Origin of the sequence: Dyadobacter sp., assembly GCF_039919315.1 — a bacterium.
Taxonomy (GTDB): domain Bacteria; phylum Bacteroidota; class Bacteroidia; order Cytophagales; family Spirosomataceae; genus Dyadobacter.
On record NZ_JBDSFX010000097.1, the window covers coordinates 44,020 to 59,780 of the forward strand.

Below are 15,761 nucleotides of genomic sequence, written 5' to 3' on the forward strand. Positions count from 1 at the left end.
TATGCTGTTCTGGATCTGCGGATTTAGGCTAAATTTTGGAATAAAAAGTAGTCGAAATTAACAAACTGTTATGAATGTATTATTGATTGAAGATGAAGATCTGGCCGTGAGGAAACTGTCGAAACTGCTCACCGAAATTGACGGCAGCATTGACATCGTAGGGAAGGCTGCGAGTGTACAGGAGTCTGTGGATTTTCTGAAAAACAATCCCGCGCCTGATCTTATTCTAATGGATATTGAACTGGCGGACGGGCAGAGCTTCGAAATATTTGAACAGGTAATCGTAGAATCACCGGTCATATTTACGACTTCCTACGACGAATATGCGCTGCGGGCTTTTAAGGTCAACAGCATTGATTATTTATTGAAACCGATTAAAAGACAAGAACTGGAAGCCAGTCTGGCGAAATATAACCGCCTGACAAAAGGTACCGATCACGAAGCAGACAAAAGCAGCCGGAATCTCGATCTGGAAGCCATCGATTCGCTGGTACGGCAGCTCCGGCAGCAAATACAGCCGACTGAGTACCGCAAACGGTTCCTTGTAAAGCATTTACAACAGTGGATCCCGATCGAAGTAACTGATATTGCTTATTTTTATTCGGAAGAGGGCACGAGCCTTTTCAAGTCCCGGAACAACCAGAAGTTTTCGGTGGATTATACATTGGATGAGCTTGAAAAAATGCTGGACCCGGATAGTTTTTTCCGTGCTAACCGTCAGTATATCATTGGGGTGCAATGTGTGGCGCAGATCAATCCTTATTTTAACAACAAGATCAAACTCATGCTCAATCCGGCGCCGGATAGCGAGGTGATCATTAGCCGCGAAAAAGCTTCCGACTTCAAAAAGTGGCTGGGTAAATGACCTGAATGCAGATGAATTTAATGACCAGTGTTCTTAATGCTCTCGACTTTAATGTAAAGCTCGATCATCGAAGACACTTTCAGTTTTTCAAAGATCCTCGCCTTGTAAGTGCTGACGGAGCTTTCAGTAATGCTGAGTTTTTGAGCAATCTCTTTCGTCCAGCGACTATCCAGCAGCATTTCCATCACCTCCAGCTCCCGCTGAGACAGCGTTCCCAGCGGATTGGCGTGCATGTTTTTATCAAACGAATTGTTGATCAGTTGTTTTTGAATGCGGTTACTGACAAAGCCAACTGTATTCATCACCGCCTGGATCGCATTCCTGATGTCATTATTGGAAGCAGATTTGGATATAAAACCATTTGCACCAGCTTTCAGATAATGGATCGCGTAAAGTTCCTCGGGAAGCTGGGTAAGCACCAGGATCGGGACATTGGCCTGGATCTCACGGATTTTAGCGATCATCCGGAAACCTTCACCCTGAGGGATCAGCACATCCATAATGAGCAGGTCCAGCTGATGGGTTTCCAGCAATTGGAGCGTTTCACCAAAGGAAGTGGCTTCATAAAATTCAAAAGAACTTTCAAGTTCGCTGATCAGGTAGCGGGTCGCCAGCCGGACGATCCCATGGTTTTCAACATGTAATATTTTTCTCAAAGTCAGTGTGTTAAATTGCCGTCTTAGTTGGGGCATGGCCAAATGTACAATCCCTCTGCAACACCATTTGTAGAAAAATTTCTGCCTGGCGTATAGAGATTTTTTAACCGGGGCGGGTTTTGGTATAGTAATTGCACAGCATGGGTTATTAAACTATCCAAAATGACCACAGATTATAACAATCGTATAAGACAGATATGTTTTCTGCTGATCGTCGCTGCGCTGGCGATCCTGATTTTCAGGCAGCTATATTCATTTTTTCCTGGATTTCTGGGCGCTCTCACCCTCTATATTTTATCCCGCAAATACTATTTCTATCTCACGATCAAGCGAAAGTGGAATAAAAGTGCCACTGCTTTACTGTTCATGGTACTCTTTCTGTGCTGTATCGTGGCACCGATATATCTTTCGCTGGAAATGGTTTATTCCAAAATCGACAACATTTTAAAAGAACCCCACCAGGTCAATGACGCCATTGCCAAGATATCGGCCAAAATCAAGGATTGGACCGGGCAGGACCTGCTGACCAAGGAGGCAACGATGGATATTCGGAAAAAAGCAGCCGGTCTCATTCCTGCTGTCCTCAACAGCTCGGCAACCATGATAGGCAATCTGCTGATGATCCTTTTTCTGTCATTTTTTATGTTTACCGGTGGGTTGGCTGCCGAGAAGAAGATCAGACAATTCGTACCGCTGCAACCAAAAAACCTGGATTCGCTGGCTGACGAAACCATGGGGATGGTTCGTGCCAATGCGCTGGGCATACCGCTCATTTCGCTCACTCAGGGACTGGTTGCCATGCTGGGTTACTGGGTGTTTGGTATCGACGACTTTGTGCTGCTCGGCCTGATCACCGGTATATGTGCGTTTTTCCCGGTGATCGGGACGGCATTGATATGGATACCATTGGTCATTTACCTGTTTTCTTCCGGCGAGAACGGCAAAGCCATTGGACTGATCATTTATAGCGCTGTCGTAATTGGCAACATTGACTATTTGGTTCGCATTAGTTTCCTCAAAAAAGTAGGTAATGTGCATCCAGTGATCACCATTCTCGGCTTGATCGCCGGGTTGAAACTATTTGGTTTCTGGGGCTTCATATTCGGCCCGCTGTTGATCAGCTATCTGCTCTTACTGATCAAAATTTACAAAAGCGAATTTATCGACAAGTAATACGCGCTTAAATTTCATCGTCGGTTTTGGAATCAATCTTGTAGTCAGCAACATCCTCCACATGATCTGACCATTTGTAAACCACTTGCTTGAAACGCAGATCAGTAATGATTTCATGAATGTTTTTCATGAAGCCTTTTTGTGTTTTCTCAGGCTGGAAAATAGCGCCTGTAAATGTCAAAATATCCTTTTTCTGTCCTGAAACCGCTATTTTAATATTCTGGGGTCCTAGTACTTCTTTCTTGGATTCAACGTAGGCAGTTCTTAACACTGGAAATTCGCGCGACTGGATTTGGATCATTTTGGTTTTCAAAACCGCTCGTTGTGCTTTTACCTTGTCGTCCTTACTCGTTTTGACTTCCTCATACAGGGCAGTGTTGGACTTATGCCACGAAAGGCGGGTAGCAATGTCGGCCTTGCTGTTTCCCTGTGCCAGGTTCTGGTCAATGTCGGTTATTTTGTTCTGAATAAACATGTTCATGCTATCAATCGCAGCATTATTAACAGGCTTGGGAGCGTAAAAATAAAAGGCGATGCCTGCTGCTACTGCTGCCAGTAGTACGTATACGACGTACTTGCCTATACCGCGCTTTTTCACGTATGTGGTTTCCATTGTAAATAAGTTTGACCCCGGTGTGTCCGGTGTAGTTGATTTTTTATTTCCATAAACGTCAACAAAAAATATGCCATAACGGCTTTTGCGAAGCTTGGGGCGAGGTGTAGTCCTAATCGCTGGAACAGATTTTTTTGCTCCTATTTTTTTCAAATACGTTTAAAAGAATGAGACTTAATCAATTTTATAACAAAGCATATGCATGGATCCTGAACACCGGACCCTCTTTATTGTTCGGAATTGCGGTACTGGTGGTGGGCTTCTGGCTCATCAAAATACTGTCGCGGTGGCTCAACACCCACATGCACAAAAACAACATTGATCCTTCATTAACACCCTTCCTGCTGAGTCTGAGCGTTACCACGCTGCGTGTATTGCTGATCGTGTCGGCGATGCAGATCATCGGTATACAAATGACCGTTTTTGCCGCTTTGATCGGCGCTATTGGTGTAGCAGCCGGCCTGGCGTTGTCGGGTACATTGCAGAATTTCACCAGCGGAATCCTGATTCTGATCCTCAAACCATTCCACGTTGGCGACAACATTATTGCGCAGGGACAGGAAGGTACCGTGACGGCGATCAAGATTTTTTATACGATTGTAACGACCTATGATAATCGCACGGTGGTTATCCCCAATAGTAAACTCTCCAATGAAGTCATCATTAACATCAGCGGATCGGGCAACCGGCGGCTGGATGTGGAGCTGAAATTCAGTAATGCCATTGAATTTGATACCGTGAAGAAAACGATCGACAATGTACTGGATCATGCCCAAAATGCCCTTAAATTGCCCGAAAGGCGTATTGGTATTTCTAGTATCGAGCCCGACGGCTATAAGGTAATGGTGAATGTGTGGCTGGATTCGCATGGATATGTGGACACCAAAATGGAGATCCAGGAGAAAATGATGCAGGGCCTGAAAATGTCCGGCTTAAAGCTTCCCGGTATGTAAAGTAATTTTTTTTTCGATTCGGTGCAGCGTTTTTCGGCGGTAGGGTGTCTTACCTGATGAATGGGTTGGTGAATGCCATTTTGTTATGGCAGTAACCATGCGACGTTGGGGAAAACTATTAGCCATGAAAAGAATTTTTTCGTAGTATGAAATGCCCTGGTATTTTGCTTCTTTCGTCACGTAATTTGAGTGGATTTTTATTAACGACATGAAGACTAGGCAGATGACCTCGAGATTTACATCATTTTTGATTTTTGGGATAGGGTTGTGTATGGTGTATCTCAATGGGTGCAGTAATGTAAAGGATGAACCCATTGTGAAAAGTGACCTCCCGGATTCGATTATTACAGTGTTCAAGCAAGCGTATCCAACTGCTACGGACGCTGTTTTTAAAAAACTTGAATTCGAGAAAGAGAAGTTCTATGAGGTAAATTATCATATTGGCCCGGACAAATTTTATTCCGTACTGAACACCAGGAACATTCTGAAATCATTCAGGCTGCTCGATGATGTTCCCGATTCTTTAAGAAAAAAAGTAGCCGAATTGCCTCCTCCGGGTGGGGTGATGTCGGATTTCAGGGTGCCGCTCAATGGAACAGAAGACACAGTGATGGTTTCAAGATACAAGCTGGATGGCAAGGATTATACGGCAAACTGGCGGGGAGCACCGGGCGTAAAGTTAAGGCTCGACCTGGCATTTCAGTTCAAGTTACACTATCAGCTGAATGCTGCCGACGTGAACAGAATGCCCGATAAGATCATTCAGTTTCTTCAACAGAACAAGCTGACTTTTTCCCAGGCATGGGTATACGTGAAGGACGATAACACTGCCCGATACGATTTACACGCCAGCGATGGGACGTCTTTGTATTTTTTTAGCTTCGATACGGACGGCACACTAGAGTACAGTGATTTTACAAACAGGACCAGATATATGAGTCTTGCCGAACTGCCCGTCGCAATTCAAAATTTCGTTAATACATCGCCTATATTTTTGCAACGAGGGTTTTTTCAGGCAGCCTCAAAATATGAGCAGGACGGCAAAGTCGCATATAGTCTCGACCTGTCCGTCATGTCAGCAGACCCAGCCCGTTTTTCGACCTTTTACAGGGTCATATTTGATAAGGACGGCGGTTTTAAATGGCTTTTTTGCTTAGCATACGATTAATGATTGGATATATATTAAATTAGTATTCAGTACGATACAATACTCAGCCCCTGTTAATGAACCTTTTCCGCAGTAAAAAATACAGTTCGCTACCCGATCTGGTCCTGGCTTGTCAAAGGCAGGAACCCAGTGCGCAAACTGCTTTTTATGACCGGTACAAATCAAAACTGCTGGGGGTATGCGTGCGCTACGCGAAGACCAAGGCAGAGGCGGAGGATATTTTTCAGGAAGGTTTTATCAAAGTTTTCAAAAGCCTCAACGAAGTGCGGGACCCGGGTGCGATCGATAGCTGGGTAAAATCAGTGGTGATCAGGACTGCGATCAATTACTATAACCGCACAACTAAGGAACAACAGCTGCATTCGTCCCTGGATAATATGCAGTATGAACAAGAATCAGACGATTACGGAAGGATAATTGACCAGCTGAACGTAGCGGTTTTGCTGGATTTGATCAGCCAGTTACCGGATGGGTACCGGATGATCATCAATTTACATCTCATTGATGGCTATACACATAGTGAGATCGCGCAAATGCTGTCCATTTCGGATGGTACGTCGCGATCGCAGTATTTAAGAGGGAGAAATTTACTGATGAAGAAATTACAGGAAAAAGGTATTACGCAATATGAAATCTCCTGAAGAGAAAATCGACGAGGCATTGCGAGAAGCCCTGAAACGCAAGTTTGATAACTTTGAAAGCGTCCCCGACCCCTCATTGTCGGAGAAGGTATGGCGTGCGCTCAACATTTCGGACAACCCGGGGATCATTCAGCAATCCATTATTCTGGGGCTTTTGTTTCTGATCATGGTCACCGGTACATTGCTATTCAGCTCTGTTGCCGGGAATGAGCACGACAGTTTTGCGAAGAAAAACAAAGTATTTGCAGGAAAAACGAACAGATCAATTGGAGCCAAACCAAACAACTCGTTTTTAGCTAAAACAAACGAGTATCCGGCTGAGGTTGACGAACCAGATGACATGCAAGAAGGGGTATCAGTCCCAGCGGCGAAACGTAAAACCGCTCAGGTGATTCTGGCAAAAAATCATATCATTCGTAAACCAAAAGTATCTTTTGAAAAAGAATGGAAAGCACAGGCTACCCATACATTGATAACCCCAAAATTAATCGAAATTAATACAGCCGAAATTCGCCAGATTGAAAATGCTGGCAGTGATGTGACAGGTAGTAATGTAGAAGATTTTGTGAGTAGTACCGCTGATAGTCCCGCCAAAATGGACGTTGACCTGCTTGCAAACCAGCCGCTGAACTTGCCGCAACACGCCTGGAATACAGACAGCATTATCTCAGTTTCCGAGTCGAAAGAACGAATTGTCGATGAAAACAAAAATGACTGGGCTTTCATTGTGAGTGCAGCACCATTGCGCACGTTTCAGACATTGACGATCGGCCATACCAATGGCGTTATTTACCAGAATTTCCAATTCCCTACCAGCATTTCCGCTCAAACATTGGGGTACAAGTTCAGCGCCGGGATCGAAAAAAATGGCTTTCAGTTACTGCTGAACTACGGAAAGTTCAGACAATCATTCAGATACGAGATCGCACGGGATGAATATCTGTTGCAGCCTGATAAATCGGGAGAGTATAAGGTAGTCCGTAAGGGGACGCCGGTGGAAGAAAACTCGGTTTCCGATCTGGTAGGGATGAGCTTGAAAAAACATCTGGTAAGGAAAAGTACCTTTCTGAAAAACTATTTCGGGGACTTGGGCCTGGAAGTGAACCGCGACCTCACATCGCGCACCAACATGGTTTGGATCAATGCCGGTTTCGGACGAGAGCTGTTTGTAGATAGAAATATGCGGATTACCTTTGGGCCATACGTTGAATACAGTTTGATGAAATTGCGTAACGAGAAGAACCAATTCCGTGTTCAGCCCTATCAGATCGGTCTTTCGGTTGGGCTGAAATACCTGAAAAAATAAACAGAGTTTAGTTTGAAGTTTTTAGTAAAAAGGGCTCTTTGGGTGATCATGGTTTTTTTAATGACCACGATGCCGGTCGTGCGCTCCATCGATACCGGACTTGGCCTGCACCAATACGCATCACACAAGGCCGCGCTGGCGGGCGACTTTTGGTTCCCTAATCCCTGGAAGTACCGGATTTTTTCTACCTGGATGGTAGAGCAATCTTATCAGGTTTATCTGCACACAGTCGATAAGGTGATCCCGATCGATGGCATCATAAGAATCCTGGATGTGAATAGTAGCAAACATTTTGCTGTTACTGCGGATTTGAAGCGTTTCAGTGAAAATGGTCAGGCGATCACAACACCGGAATATTTTGTGCGAAAAGCCAGCGCTGGCGCATCCTCGTGGGAGGTAACAAAAGAATTCCATAGGTACTTCGTTGTTTTTATTCTAGTCAGATCTGTGATAGGCTTGCTCATACTGGCGGCGGCGTTCTGTTTCTTCCGGATCTTTATTTCAAATCAATGGATGATCCTGCTAGGACTGGTTTTTCTGGACAATGGGATGAACAATGCATTTAGGGATACGGCATTTGGGTTTGATACCTACGTTGATCTTCTGCTTTTTCTGACGGCGATCGTCATCATTATCAAGCGATATTCCCCGGCTTTTCTGGTTCCTATCGTCGCTATCGGGATGTTGAACCGGGAAACGGCCATACTCATTCCAATGTTGTATCTGGTCATCAACTTTGTCAGAAACGGGAACAGGCTCAACATTCAAATGACTTCATGGACGGCAGGGCTAGGTATGCTGGCCGTCGGGATATTTTTCGGTCTGCGGCAATATTTCGGCTATGAGCCTTACATTGTACCGTCGGGATGGTTCAGGGTGGTTGAGAACTTTACCAACTATTCGGTGATCAGCGGAGAGTTTGCCATTATGCTGATCTTTCCGTTCCTAAGCATGATGTTTTTAAAACGGACCGATATCATTTTGAGAACGATCTGGCTGGCAATCATACCGATCTGGTTTGCTGTTCATTACTGGTCATTTGCAGTCCTCGAATCGCGTTATTTTTTAGTACCTTTTTCGCTGGCTATGCTACCGGTAGTCCTATACGAAATTGAAAAATCTTACCTGAATGGACAAAGATCTGGCAATATTTGATTTCGACGGGACCATTACTTCCAAAGATACCTTCCTTTATTTTCTCAAATACACACATCCCGGGTTACAGGGAGTGGTCAACATCCTTCGCGTGACGCCGCACCTGGTCGCCTACGGTTTGGGCCTCATTTCCAATGAGACAGCTAAAAGGCATCTTTTTAGTTCTTTTTACAAAGGAATGGCTGCCGATCATTTCAATGCGCAGGCCGGCAGTTTTGTAAACCAGATCGAGTCATTTGTTAAAAGCAAAGCCCTGGAAAAGATCAACTGGCACCGGCAGCAAGGCCACCGGGTGCTGGTAGTCTCCGCTGGCTTCGACAACATTTTGATCCATTGGTGTAAAAAAGAAAACATCGAACTCATTGCCACCGGTGTAGAAGTAGAATCCGGGTTACTGACAGGGAATTTTGGCAGTAAAAATTGTTATGGCATTGAAAAGCTCAACCGCATCAAAGCGTATCTCGATCCTTCCGAATATCGTAATATATACGTCTACGGTGATTCGCGGGGCGATCTGGAAATGATGCAGATCGCTACCCACCCGAATCACGACAAACGGATTTTTACTTAATCCTGGTAATCAAATCCAGTGTCCGTAAAAGCAGAATAATACGAATACCAGGTACAGCGCTAGTGTCAGTTGCACTGGTTTGTCCTTGTATATCAGTGTGGTAGGGTCGCCTTCACCCTGGAATTTGTCAATGTCAGCGAGCTGCACAAACCGGAACAGTCCATATACCACGAAGATCAGCGAATATTTGAGGTAGTCATGTCCTACGAGATTGATCACGTTTTTATCGATCGTATAAAACATATAGCTGATCAATGTCATCGTGGAGCAGGAATAAATGAATTTGTCCATCATGCCAATCGAGTAGTCTGCCAGCACTTTGCGATGACTTTCGGCATTCTGAGACAATACTTTCAGCTCGCCTTTTCTTTTCACAAAGCCCAGCATTAGCGCCAGAAAAAAAGTTACTACCAGAATAAAATCTGACGGAAGTACATTGATTGCCTTGCAACCGGCAATAATGCGAAGCTCAAAACCGAATGCAATAAAGAAGCAATCGATAATGCTAATGTTTTTGAAATAGAGGGAATACAGAACATTGATGACACAATATGCCAGCAATATCATCATCAGGATACCATCATTCAGTACGGCGAGCAAAACGCTGCATAATGCTGTGCAAGCCACTACGAGTGCTATCCCTACCGGTCGGGAGAGCCGCCCGGATGCTAGTGGGCGATGTTTTTTGACCGGGTGAAGGCGGTCAGATTCAACGTCTTTCAGGTCGTTGATCACATAAATGGCCGACGCCGCCATGCAATAAGCAAAGAAGGCAAGCGACGCATCCACAAAAGCTGTTTGATCAAACAGTTTGCGGGAAAAAATTAACGGGGCAAAAATGAGCAGATTTTTAATCCATTGATAAATCCGGATCTCACGGAGCACTAACGAAATCATAAAGTGAAGGGGTTGGTAAAAGAATTACTTTTACAAAGGCAGACACATATTCCGCTTGCAAAGTTGCATCAGAGCACATTTCGCTTATCCTTTTTTAGATCCGTTCATGTAATTGAGTTGACCGAAACTGATTGAGTACTGTATATTGCATAGTACCTTGCAAAACATATACAGCCATGAAACTAAAATTAATGATCACTGCAATGCTGATGTCGGTATTGACATCCTGCTGGAACTCACACGATATACATATCAAAGTCGAGGATAGTAAGGATATCTACAAATTTTCCGCCAGCTTCAACCGGAACAGGACTCCTTATGTGGAACGCGTAATCAACAAATTTATCGCCCCAACGCACGTGGAATCGGACAATGGGCTGGATTTTACGACCACGCTGGACGACCGAACTGAGCTGGACATTGAATCGTCGCCAGGTAATGTGATGATCAAAATGGATAAAAACGGCCACAATCAGGCTTCTTACCTGCGAGTGAAAAGCATGTGTGAGGCCATCAAGGCAGTGATTTCTGAGAAAAAGAAGTAGTAGATATATCCTTTTCGGTTCCAATTTTTGGGTAGGGGACTGAAAAACAGCGGAACTAATACTACGAAGATTAGAGTTTGACATTTAACAGGAATTTTTAGGACTATATTTGCTGTTCCTGAACAATTTAAACCCTACTCTTCGTGAAAAAACTTTACTGCTTTGTGGCATTTCTTTTGCCTTTTGTTTCTCATGCCCAATGTCCTGCAACCGACCTGGTACTATCCAGTCAAGCGCAAGTAACCGCCTTTCCAACAGATTATGCAGGGTGTCCGAATCTTCCGGTAAGCTTGACTATTGACGGCCCGGATATAGTGGACTTGACATCCCTGAGCGCTCTTGTGACCATAGACGGAAGTCTTTCGGTCACAAACAACGCATTACTGCCAGTTTTAACGGGTCTGGATAATATTACATCCGTCAGTGCCAGTGTATTTATTTACAGTAACCCGTTGCTGGTTGATTTAACGGGACTTCAAAATCTGGATACCGTCACCGATTCACTGGAGATAGCGGACAATAGCGAATTGCTTAGTTTGACCGGATTGGAAAGTATTACGAGCATTGGCCATTTGAACCTTATTTCGAATCCGAAACTGGCCAATTTGCAAAAGCTCGGGAGCATCACTGCACTCGGCCATGTATTTATTAATGACAATGCACTTCTTGTAAGTTTGAATGGTCTTCATAATCTCCTGACCGTTAATGGGAACCTGAAAATAACCAGGAATAAAAAATTGCTCAGCCTCGTTGAGTTTACAAATCTTACCACAGTTGGAGGAAACCTGATTATCCGTAACAACAACCGGCTGCCCAATTTGAATGGTCTTCATCAGATAACGACCGTTGGAAAAAGCCTCGATATAGCCGGAAATAATTTTTTGACGAGCCTGAGTGCATTGACGGTTAACAGCGTCGGGGGATCACTCAGCGTCGTAAACAATGATTTGCTCACAGACTTAACAGGGCTGGCTAATATCACAAGCGTTCCTGGTGATCTCGAAATATCGGCGAATCTGGCGCTTTTAAACTTGGTAGGCCTGGAAGGTGTCACGGCTGTGGGCAGGTCAGTATTCATTGATGTCAATGATAATCTGGCTGATCTGACCGGGCTGGATAATCTGGAAACGATAGGAGACGAGCTGTATCTTGATTTGAATGAAAATTTGCTGAGCCTGGCTGGATTAGAGAAACTGACATCGGTAGGGGACTATGTCACGATTGCGGAGCATGATAATCTTCTCAGCATATCGGCATTGAGCAGTCTGACATCCGTTGGAGGAGGGCTTAATGTTTTTTTTAACAACGTACTTCCTAATCTCGACGGTCTCCAGGGTGTTACTTCTTATGGCAACGAGGTAATCATTTCATTCAATTCTTCGCTGGAAAACCTGGAAGGAATGAACAACGTCACATTCGTTGGGGACCTGGGTCTACTAATTTCTGCAAACTTCGCTTTAACGGACATTACCGCGTTGTCCGCCCTCGAAAGCATTGATGGAGATTTGCAAATCTCATATAACCCGTTGTTGACCAGTTTGTCAGGGTTAGAAAATCTCGAAGCAATCGGTACCGAAGGATATTTGGTAATCGTCATCAATCCATCTCTGGTTAACCTCAATGGTTTGACTAAAATACAGACCGTTGCAGGTCTTTTTATCGAGGGCAATGATGCGCTGGAAAGCCTGAACGGACTTACTAATCTCACGGCCGTCACCGATACCGTGGCGATCACGCATAACCTGATACTCCCGGATCTGGACGGGTTGAGTAGTTTAGGTACGATCGGCGGTGGTTTGATGATCTGGGAAAATGCTGCACTCGTATCACTGGCGGGCATGAGCGGGTTAAGTTCAATAGGTGGAACGCTGACGATCGTGGACAATCTTGAATTGGAAACCTGCGCGATTAGCCCGATTTGTACGATTGTTAATAATGCGGGCCCGGATATGGTTGAGATTACGGGGAATAAAACGGGCTGCGAAACGCGGGAAGAAGTGGTACAGGCCTGTGTGACGCTACCGGTGACGCTGGTTAGTTTTTCAGCAACGAAAGAGGGCCAGGGTACACTACTTTCATGGTCAACGAGCAGTGAGATGAAGAGTTCTTATTTCGAAGTCCAACATAGTTTCAATGCGGGAGCAAACTGGCAAACGGCTGGTAAAGTAGCTGCACGCGGCGAGAGCAGCTCAGTTGTCAACTATCGTTTCACACATTGTTTTCCGGTGAATGGCGACAATTTGTACCGTCTCAAAATGGTGGATGAGGATGGAAGTTATGCATACAGCCGTGTTCAGAATGTAACGTTTACGGATTTGGAGGGCTTTGAAATTTATCCTAATCCGGTTGTTGAAAATTTGCTCATCCGAATGAATGATACGGATGAGCCGGGCACGATTCAGGTTTACAATATTTTGGGTCAGCTGGTTATTTCTAAAAAGTTTTCAAAAGGAAATTCTGTTGCGACCACCCACAAGCTGGACACCGCACAGTTGCCAGCGGGCTTGTATAACATACACATTAGCGTCGCTGGCGGGAAAGCGGAGATTAGAAAGTTTGTCAGACAATGACCGGTCGTTACAGTCTACTCTTTAATGATTTTTAAGGTTTTAGCTGCGCCGTCGGTATAGGTAGTTTTAACGAAATAGATACCACTTTGAAGGGTCTTTAAGTTGTAAATCCTGAATGATGGATTTTTTGAGGGGATGCTCTCCGGCAACGCGAGCTCCCCTGACGCGTTATAAAAAGCGATACCCGTGACCTTCGTCCAGTCTTCCATCTCAATATTTACATGATCGGCTACCGGATTAGGGTAAACGCTGATCGTCGGAAGGGCTGCAAAATGGAGGCTGATGATTTTGCTAAAAGCGAAAGTATCGTCTTTATCGACCATTCGGAGCCGGTAGAGATTTTCGCCTGGGGCAGGGAACATGTCTTTGAAAGTGTAATTTTTTAATGTGCTGCTTTCACCGTTTGCAAGAACCCGGCCAATAAAAGTCCATTCCTTGCCGTCCCGACTGTGCTGGATTTCGAAGAAATTGCTATTGATTTCAGTGCTGGTATTCCAGGAAAGAACGGCGTGACGCTCTGCTTTTTTAGCATCAAATGCCACCAGCGTTACGGGCAGCACACTGTTGGAGACGGCGGTTATTTTAAGCATGTTTTTAGAGTTAATGAGGTTAAAATCTTTGAAAACGTAATGGGCAGCCTCATCGGCCACGCTTCCCAACGTGGTAACATAATGCTCCTGGTCGTTGTAGTAGGCGATACTAAGCTCCCCCTCGGCATTACCGTTGAGCTCTGATGGCTTGTACGCGATACCGACTGTGCCAATGACATTAATGGGTTCATTAAAAGTGTAAACCCGCTCAATGCTGTTATTAGGAGATCCGGGAATAGCCTGGGAGGAAACGGTCAACGTCTTGTTGCTTAGCACTAAGTTGTTGAATGTGGGCTTTAATGTCAGCCCATCAATGGAAACTGTGGTGCCAATAAAAAAGCTGTTGCCGGAGGTGAATTGGGCTTGGGCTTCTTCTTGCAAGCCTGCAAGCAGAAGTAGAATTAGAAGTTTTTTCATGATGAGATGGTCGTGAACATAATTTGAATTTTTTACAGCGTCATTACGAGTCTGCCGCTGAATGTTAAATAACCCTCAGAGTCCTTCACGGTTAACTAACGGCTAATTCCTTGGTATTTGCAGGCATTTAGTAGGTTTAGCGACTAGTTTAACCGGCTCATTAAAAATGTAAACCCGCTGAATACTATAGTGAGGCGAGCCAGGGATAGCTACGGAAGATACCGGGAGTGCTTTATTCGTTAAAGAAAAATTATTGAATGTGGGCTTTAACGTCAGTCCATCTATTGAAACCGTGGTGGCTGCCGAAACAAAGAAGCTGTTGCCGGAGGTGAACTGGGCTTGGCTTTCACTGGTGAAAAGCAAAGGCAAATAAAATGTTAATAATTTCTTCATGGTCGTTCAGGTGTTTTTTCTTAATGAGGACTACAGTTTGGTAACAAGCCTTCCATTGAAGTAAGTGTCAGCTCCGTAGGAATCAGCCTCTTCTATATGTATGAAACCATTTTGGAGGGTGTGGAAATAAGATACTTGTATTTGATTCCCTTGTTGCAAAATTACATCGCAAGAGATATTGTGAGCATTTTTCGTTGAATAACTATTGGTTATATCATTTTGATGTTCTGTACCTAGCAATCTTATATTCGAACCGTAATCATCGGTTGGGTTATCCTCATCACCTCTAAATGCAACTTGAACATCAAAGTGATAAATGCCCTTAACAGGTGCTGTAAATATTGAAGTAGCAGGATCGTAGTTGTTGCCTAGATCATAGCTCTCTAAATCAAAAGGAACCTGCTTAGGTATATTGTACGGTACCTGCGCGACCGCAGCACTTGTCGAAGCGCTAAACGCAACATCAGGCAGCTTCGGAGCATTTTGCCAGGTTGCAGCCCCGTTGTTATCACTGGTTAGTACCTTACCCGCACCGGGAATCTGGCCATTTCCAAAAATTCTTAAATTTCCATCAACTTTTAATGCATAACCATTGTCGCTTTGCGCATACACACCCGTACCGACTCCTACATTGTAGCCCTTTAGTGCAATTCCCCCCGAAGAGCCATTATAGTTGTCAATCTGAAATGCAGCCCCGCCCGTCGAAGTAGCGTTATAATATGGAATACTTAAATCATTAATTGGTCTCCATGAAGGAGATGCCGCAGTGCCTTCATTGTAATAGTATCCTGGGTTTAACGCTACGTTGTCCGTAGTATTAAACACCAGTAGTGCATGCGCTGGATTGGAAACTGTGGAATTGTCCGATAATGAACCCAATGCAACTCTCGGCACCAGCAATCCCTTATTACTACTTTGAATATCAAGGGCGGCGCTCGGGTCCGGTGTGTTGGTGTTGATACCTACGCCCTGGGCAAATGCATTTTGCTGGTAACTGAGGATTAAGAAAACTAGCAGTAGCTTTTTCATAATGTGTCTGTATTTGTTGAAATAGATGGAGGCAAATCTAGCAGATGACAGAAACTTACAAGCAAAGCATTATTTAATGGCGGCCAACAATTACCAGGCGGTTCAGCAGTGGCTCCGGCGAGCTCTCCAATTTTCTTCGGTTCCAAGTGAAGAGGTTCATATCATGTGTAATTCCCCACACCTTTTGATCATTTTGATGCCGTTTGGTAATCGCCTTCC

General features: G+C 44.5%; 16 protein-coding genes. 10 read left to right on the forward strand and 6 right to left on the reverse strand.

Annotated elements, in window-relative coordinates; genetic code table 11:
* Positions 1 to 70 precede the first annotated feature (70 nt).
* Positions 71 to 865 carry a LytTR family DNA-binding domain-containing protein gene (locus ABIO93_RS28455; protein ID WP_348073409.1) on the forward strand — a complete coding sequence of 265 codons (795 nt, stop codon included), beginning with the start codon at positions 71 to 73 and terminating at the stop codon, positions 863 to 865.
* 17 nt (positions 866 to 882) lie between these two features.
* On the opposite strand, the gene ABIO93_RS28460 is transcribed toward ABIO93_RS28455, so the two are convergent.
* Positions 883 to 1,521, reverse strand: coding sequence for a response regulator transcription factor (locus ABIO93_RS28460; RefSeq protein ID WP_348073410.1), 639 nt, complete (start codon positions 1,519 to 1,521; stop codon positions 883 to 885).
* A gap of 162 nt (positions 1,522 to 1,683) precedes the next feature.
* On the opposite strand from ABIO93_RS28460, the gene ABIO93_RS28465 reads away from it, so the two are divergent.
* Positions 1,684 to 2,694 carry an AI-2E family transporter gene (locus ABIO93_RS28465; RefSeq protein ID WP_348073411.1) on the forward strand — a complete coding sequence of 337 codons (1,011 nt, stop codon included), beginning with the start codon at positions 1,684 to 1,686 and terminating at the stop codon, positions 2,692 to 2,694.
* Between the two features lie 7 nt (positions 2,695 to 2,701).
* Here the strand turns inward: ABIO93_RS28465 and ABIO93_RS28470 are convergent, their stop codons facing one another.
* Positions 2,702 to 3,307 (reverse strand): hypothetical protein, encoded by a 606-nt coding sequence (locus ABIO93_RS28470; protein WP_348073412.1) that lies wholly within the window; start codon positions 3,305 to 3,307, stop codon positions 2,702 to 2,704.
* A 167-nt stretch (positions 3,308 to 3,474) separates the two neighbouring features.
* Here ABIO93_RS28470 and ABIO93_RS28475 point away from each other — a divergent pair, with 167 nt between their 5' ends.
* The 6 genes from ABIO93_RS28475 (at position 3,475) to ABIO93_RS28500 (ending at position 9,101) form a co-directional block, all read left to right on the forward strand.
* Complete coding sequence (locus ABIO93_RS28475) at positions 3,475 to 4,260, forward strand: mechanosensitive ion channel family protein (protein ID WP_348073413.1); 786 nt, start codon at positions 3,475 to 3,477, stop codon at positions 4,258 to 4,260.
* A 223-nt stretch (positions 4,261 to 4,483) separates the two neighbouring features.
* Positions 4,484 to 5,428 (forward strand): hypothetical protein, encoded by a 945-nt coding sequence (locus ABIO93_RS28480; protein ID WP_348073414.1) that lies wholly within the window; start codon positions 4,484 to 4,486, stop codon positions 5,426 to 5,428.
* Between the two features lie 56 nt (positions 5,429 to 5,484).
* The gene (locus ABIO93_RS28485; protein ID WP_348073415.1) at positions 5,485 to 6,069 is read left to right on the forward strand and encodes an RNA polymerase sigma factor; all 585 of its coding nucleotides are present in this window, start codon (positions 5,485 to 5,487) and stop codon (positions 6,067 to 6,069) included.
* Entirely contained in the window at positions 6,056 to 7,375 is a 1,320-nt protein-coding gene (locus tag ABIO93_RS28490) for a hypothetical protein (RefSeq protein WP_348073416.1), read from the forward strand. Before ABIO93_RS28485 ends, ABIO93_RS28490 begins: the two co-directional genes overlap by 14 nt.
* A 12-nt stretch (positions 7,376 to 7,387) precedes the next feature.
* A complete protein-coding gene (locus ABIO93_RS28495) occupies positions 7,388 to 8,530 on the forward strand; it encodes a hypothetical protein (protein WP_348073417.1) in 1,143 nt (380 codons plus the stop codon).
* Entirely contained in the window at positions 8,505 to 9,101 is a 597-nt protein-coding gene (locus ABIO93_RS28500) for an HAD family hydrolase (RefSeq protein ID WP_348073418.1), read from the forward strand. Before ABIO93_RS28495 ends, ABIO93_RS28500 begins: the two co-directional genes overlap by 26 nt.
* A gap of 9 nt (positions 9,102 to 9,110) precedes the next feature.
* Here ABIO93_RS28500 and ABIO93_RS28505 read toward each other — a convergent pair whose 3' ends face one another.
* On the reverse strand, positions 9,111 to 9,998 hold the full coding sequence (locus tag ABIO93_RS28505; protein ID WP_348073419.1) for a decaprenyl-phosphate phosphoribosyltransferase: 888 nt from the start codon (positions 9,996 to 9,998) through the stop codon (positions 9,111 to 9,113).
* A gap of 176 nt (positions 9,999 to 10,174) precedes the next feature.
* On the opposite strand from ABIO93_RS28505, the gene ABIO93_RS28510 reads away from it, so the two are divergent.
* Together ABIO93_RS28510 and ABIO93_RS28515 are read left to right on the forward strand one after the other, a co-directional pair.
* Complete coding sequence (locus tag ABIO93_RS28510; protein ID WP_348073420.1) at positions 10,175 to 10,543, forward strand: hypothetical protein; 369 nt, start codon at positions 10,175 to 10,177, stop codon at positions 10,541 to 10,543.
* Positions 10,544 to 10,686: 143 nt separating this feature from the next.
* On the forward strand, positions 10,687 to 13,113 hold the full coding sequence (locus tag ABIO93_RS28515; protein ID WP_348073421.1) for a T9SS type A sorting domain-containing protein: 2,427 nt from the start codon (positions 10,687 to 10,689) through the stop codon (positions 13,111 to 13,113).
* 14 nt (positions 13,114 to 13,127) lie between these two features.
* Here ABIO93_RS28515 and ABIO93_RS28520 read toward each other — a convergent pair whose 3' ends face one another.
* From ABIO93_RS28520 to ABIO93_RS28530, 3 genes are all read right to left on the reverse strand, one after another.
* Positions 13,128 to 14,120, reverse strand: coding sequence for a T9SS type A sorting domain-containing protein (locus ABIO93_RS28520; RefSeq protein ID WP_348073422.1), 993 nt, complete (start codon positions 14,118 to 14,120; stop codon positions 13,128 to 13,130).
* Positions 14,121 to 14,222: 102 nt separating this feature from the next.
* Positions 14,223 to 14,513, reverse strand: coding sequence for a hypothetical protein (locus tag ABIO93_RS28525; protein WP_348073423.1), 291 nt, complete (start codon positions 14,511 to 14,513; stop codon positions 14,223 to 14,225).
* Between the two features lie 30 nt (positions 14,514 to 14,543).
* Positions 14,544 to 15,542 (reverse strand): hypothetical protein, encoded by a 999-nt coding sequence (locus ABIO93_RS28530; protein ID WP_348073424.1) that lies wholly within the window; start codon positions 15,540 to 15,542, stop codon positions 14,544 to 14,546.
* Between the last annotated feature and the right edge of the window lie 219 nt (positions 15,543 to 15,761).

Bases quoted from the DNA above. Each gene is read 5' to 3' on its own strand.
- ABIO93_RS28455 (WP_348073409.1), top strand. From the start codon at position 71: ATGAATGTATTATTGATTGAAGATGAAGATCTGGCCGTGAGGAAACTG.
- ABIO93_RS28465 (WP_348073411.1), top strand. From the start codon at position 1,684: ATGACCACAGATTATAACAATCGTATAAGACAGATATGTTTTCTGCTG.
- ABIO93_RS28470 (WP_348073412.1), bottom strand. From the start codon at position 3,307: ATGGAAACCACATACGTGAAAAAGCGCGGTATAGGCAAGTACGTCGTA.
- ABIO93_RS28475 (WP_348073413.1), top strand. From the start codon at position 3,475: ATGAGACTTAATCAATTTTATAACAAAGCATATGCATGGATCCTGAAC.
- ABIO93_RS28480 (WP_348073414.1), top strand. From the start codon at position 4,484: ATGACCTCGAGATTTACATCATTTTTGATTTTTGGGATAGGGTTGTGT.
- ABIO93_RS28485 (WP_348073415.1), top strand. From the start codon at position 5,485: ATGAACCTTTTCCGCAGTAAAAAATACAGTTCGCTACCCGATCTGGTC.
- ABIO93_RS28490 (WP_348073416.1), top strand. From the start codon at position 6,056: ATGAAATCTCCTGAAGAGAAAATCGACGAGGCATTGCGAGAAGCCCTG.
- ABIO93_RS28500 (WP_348073418.1), top strand. From the start codon at position 8,505: ATGGACAAAGATCTGGCAATATTTGATTTCGACGGGACCATTACTTCC.
- ABIO93_RS28505 (WP_348073419.1), bottom strand. From the start codon at position 9,998: ATGATTTCGTTAGTGCTCCGTGAGATCCGGATTTATCAATGGATTAAA.
- ABIO93_RS28510 (WP_348073420.1), top strand. From the start codon at position 10,175: ATGAAACTAAAATTAATGATCACTGCAATGCTGATGTCGGTATTGACA.
- ABIO93_RS28520 (WP_348073422.1), bottom strand. From the start codon at position 14,120: ATGAAAAAACTTCTAATTCTACTTCTGCTTGCAGGCTTGCAAGAAGAA.
- ABIO93_RS28525 (WP_348073423.1), bottom strand. From the start codon at position 14,513: ATGAAGAAATTATTAACATTTTATTTGCCTTTGCTTTTCACCAGTGAA.
- ABIO93_RS28530 (WP_348073424.1), bottom strand. From the start codon at position 15,542: ATGAAAAAGCTACTGCTAGTTTTCTTAATCCTCAGTTACCAGCAAAAT.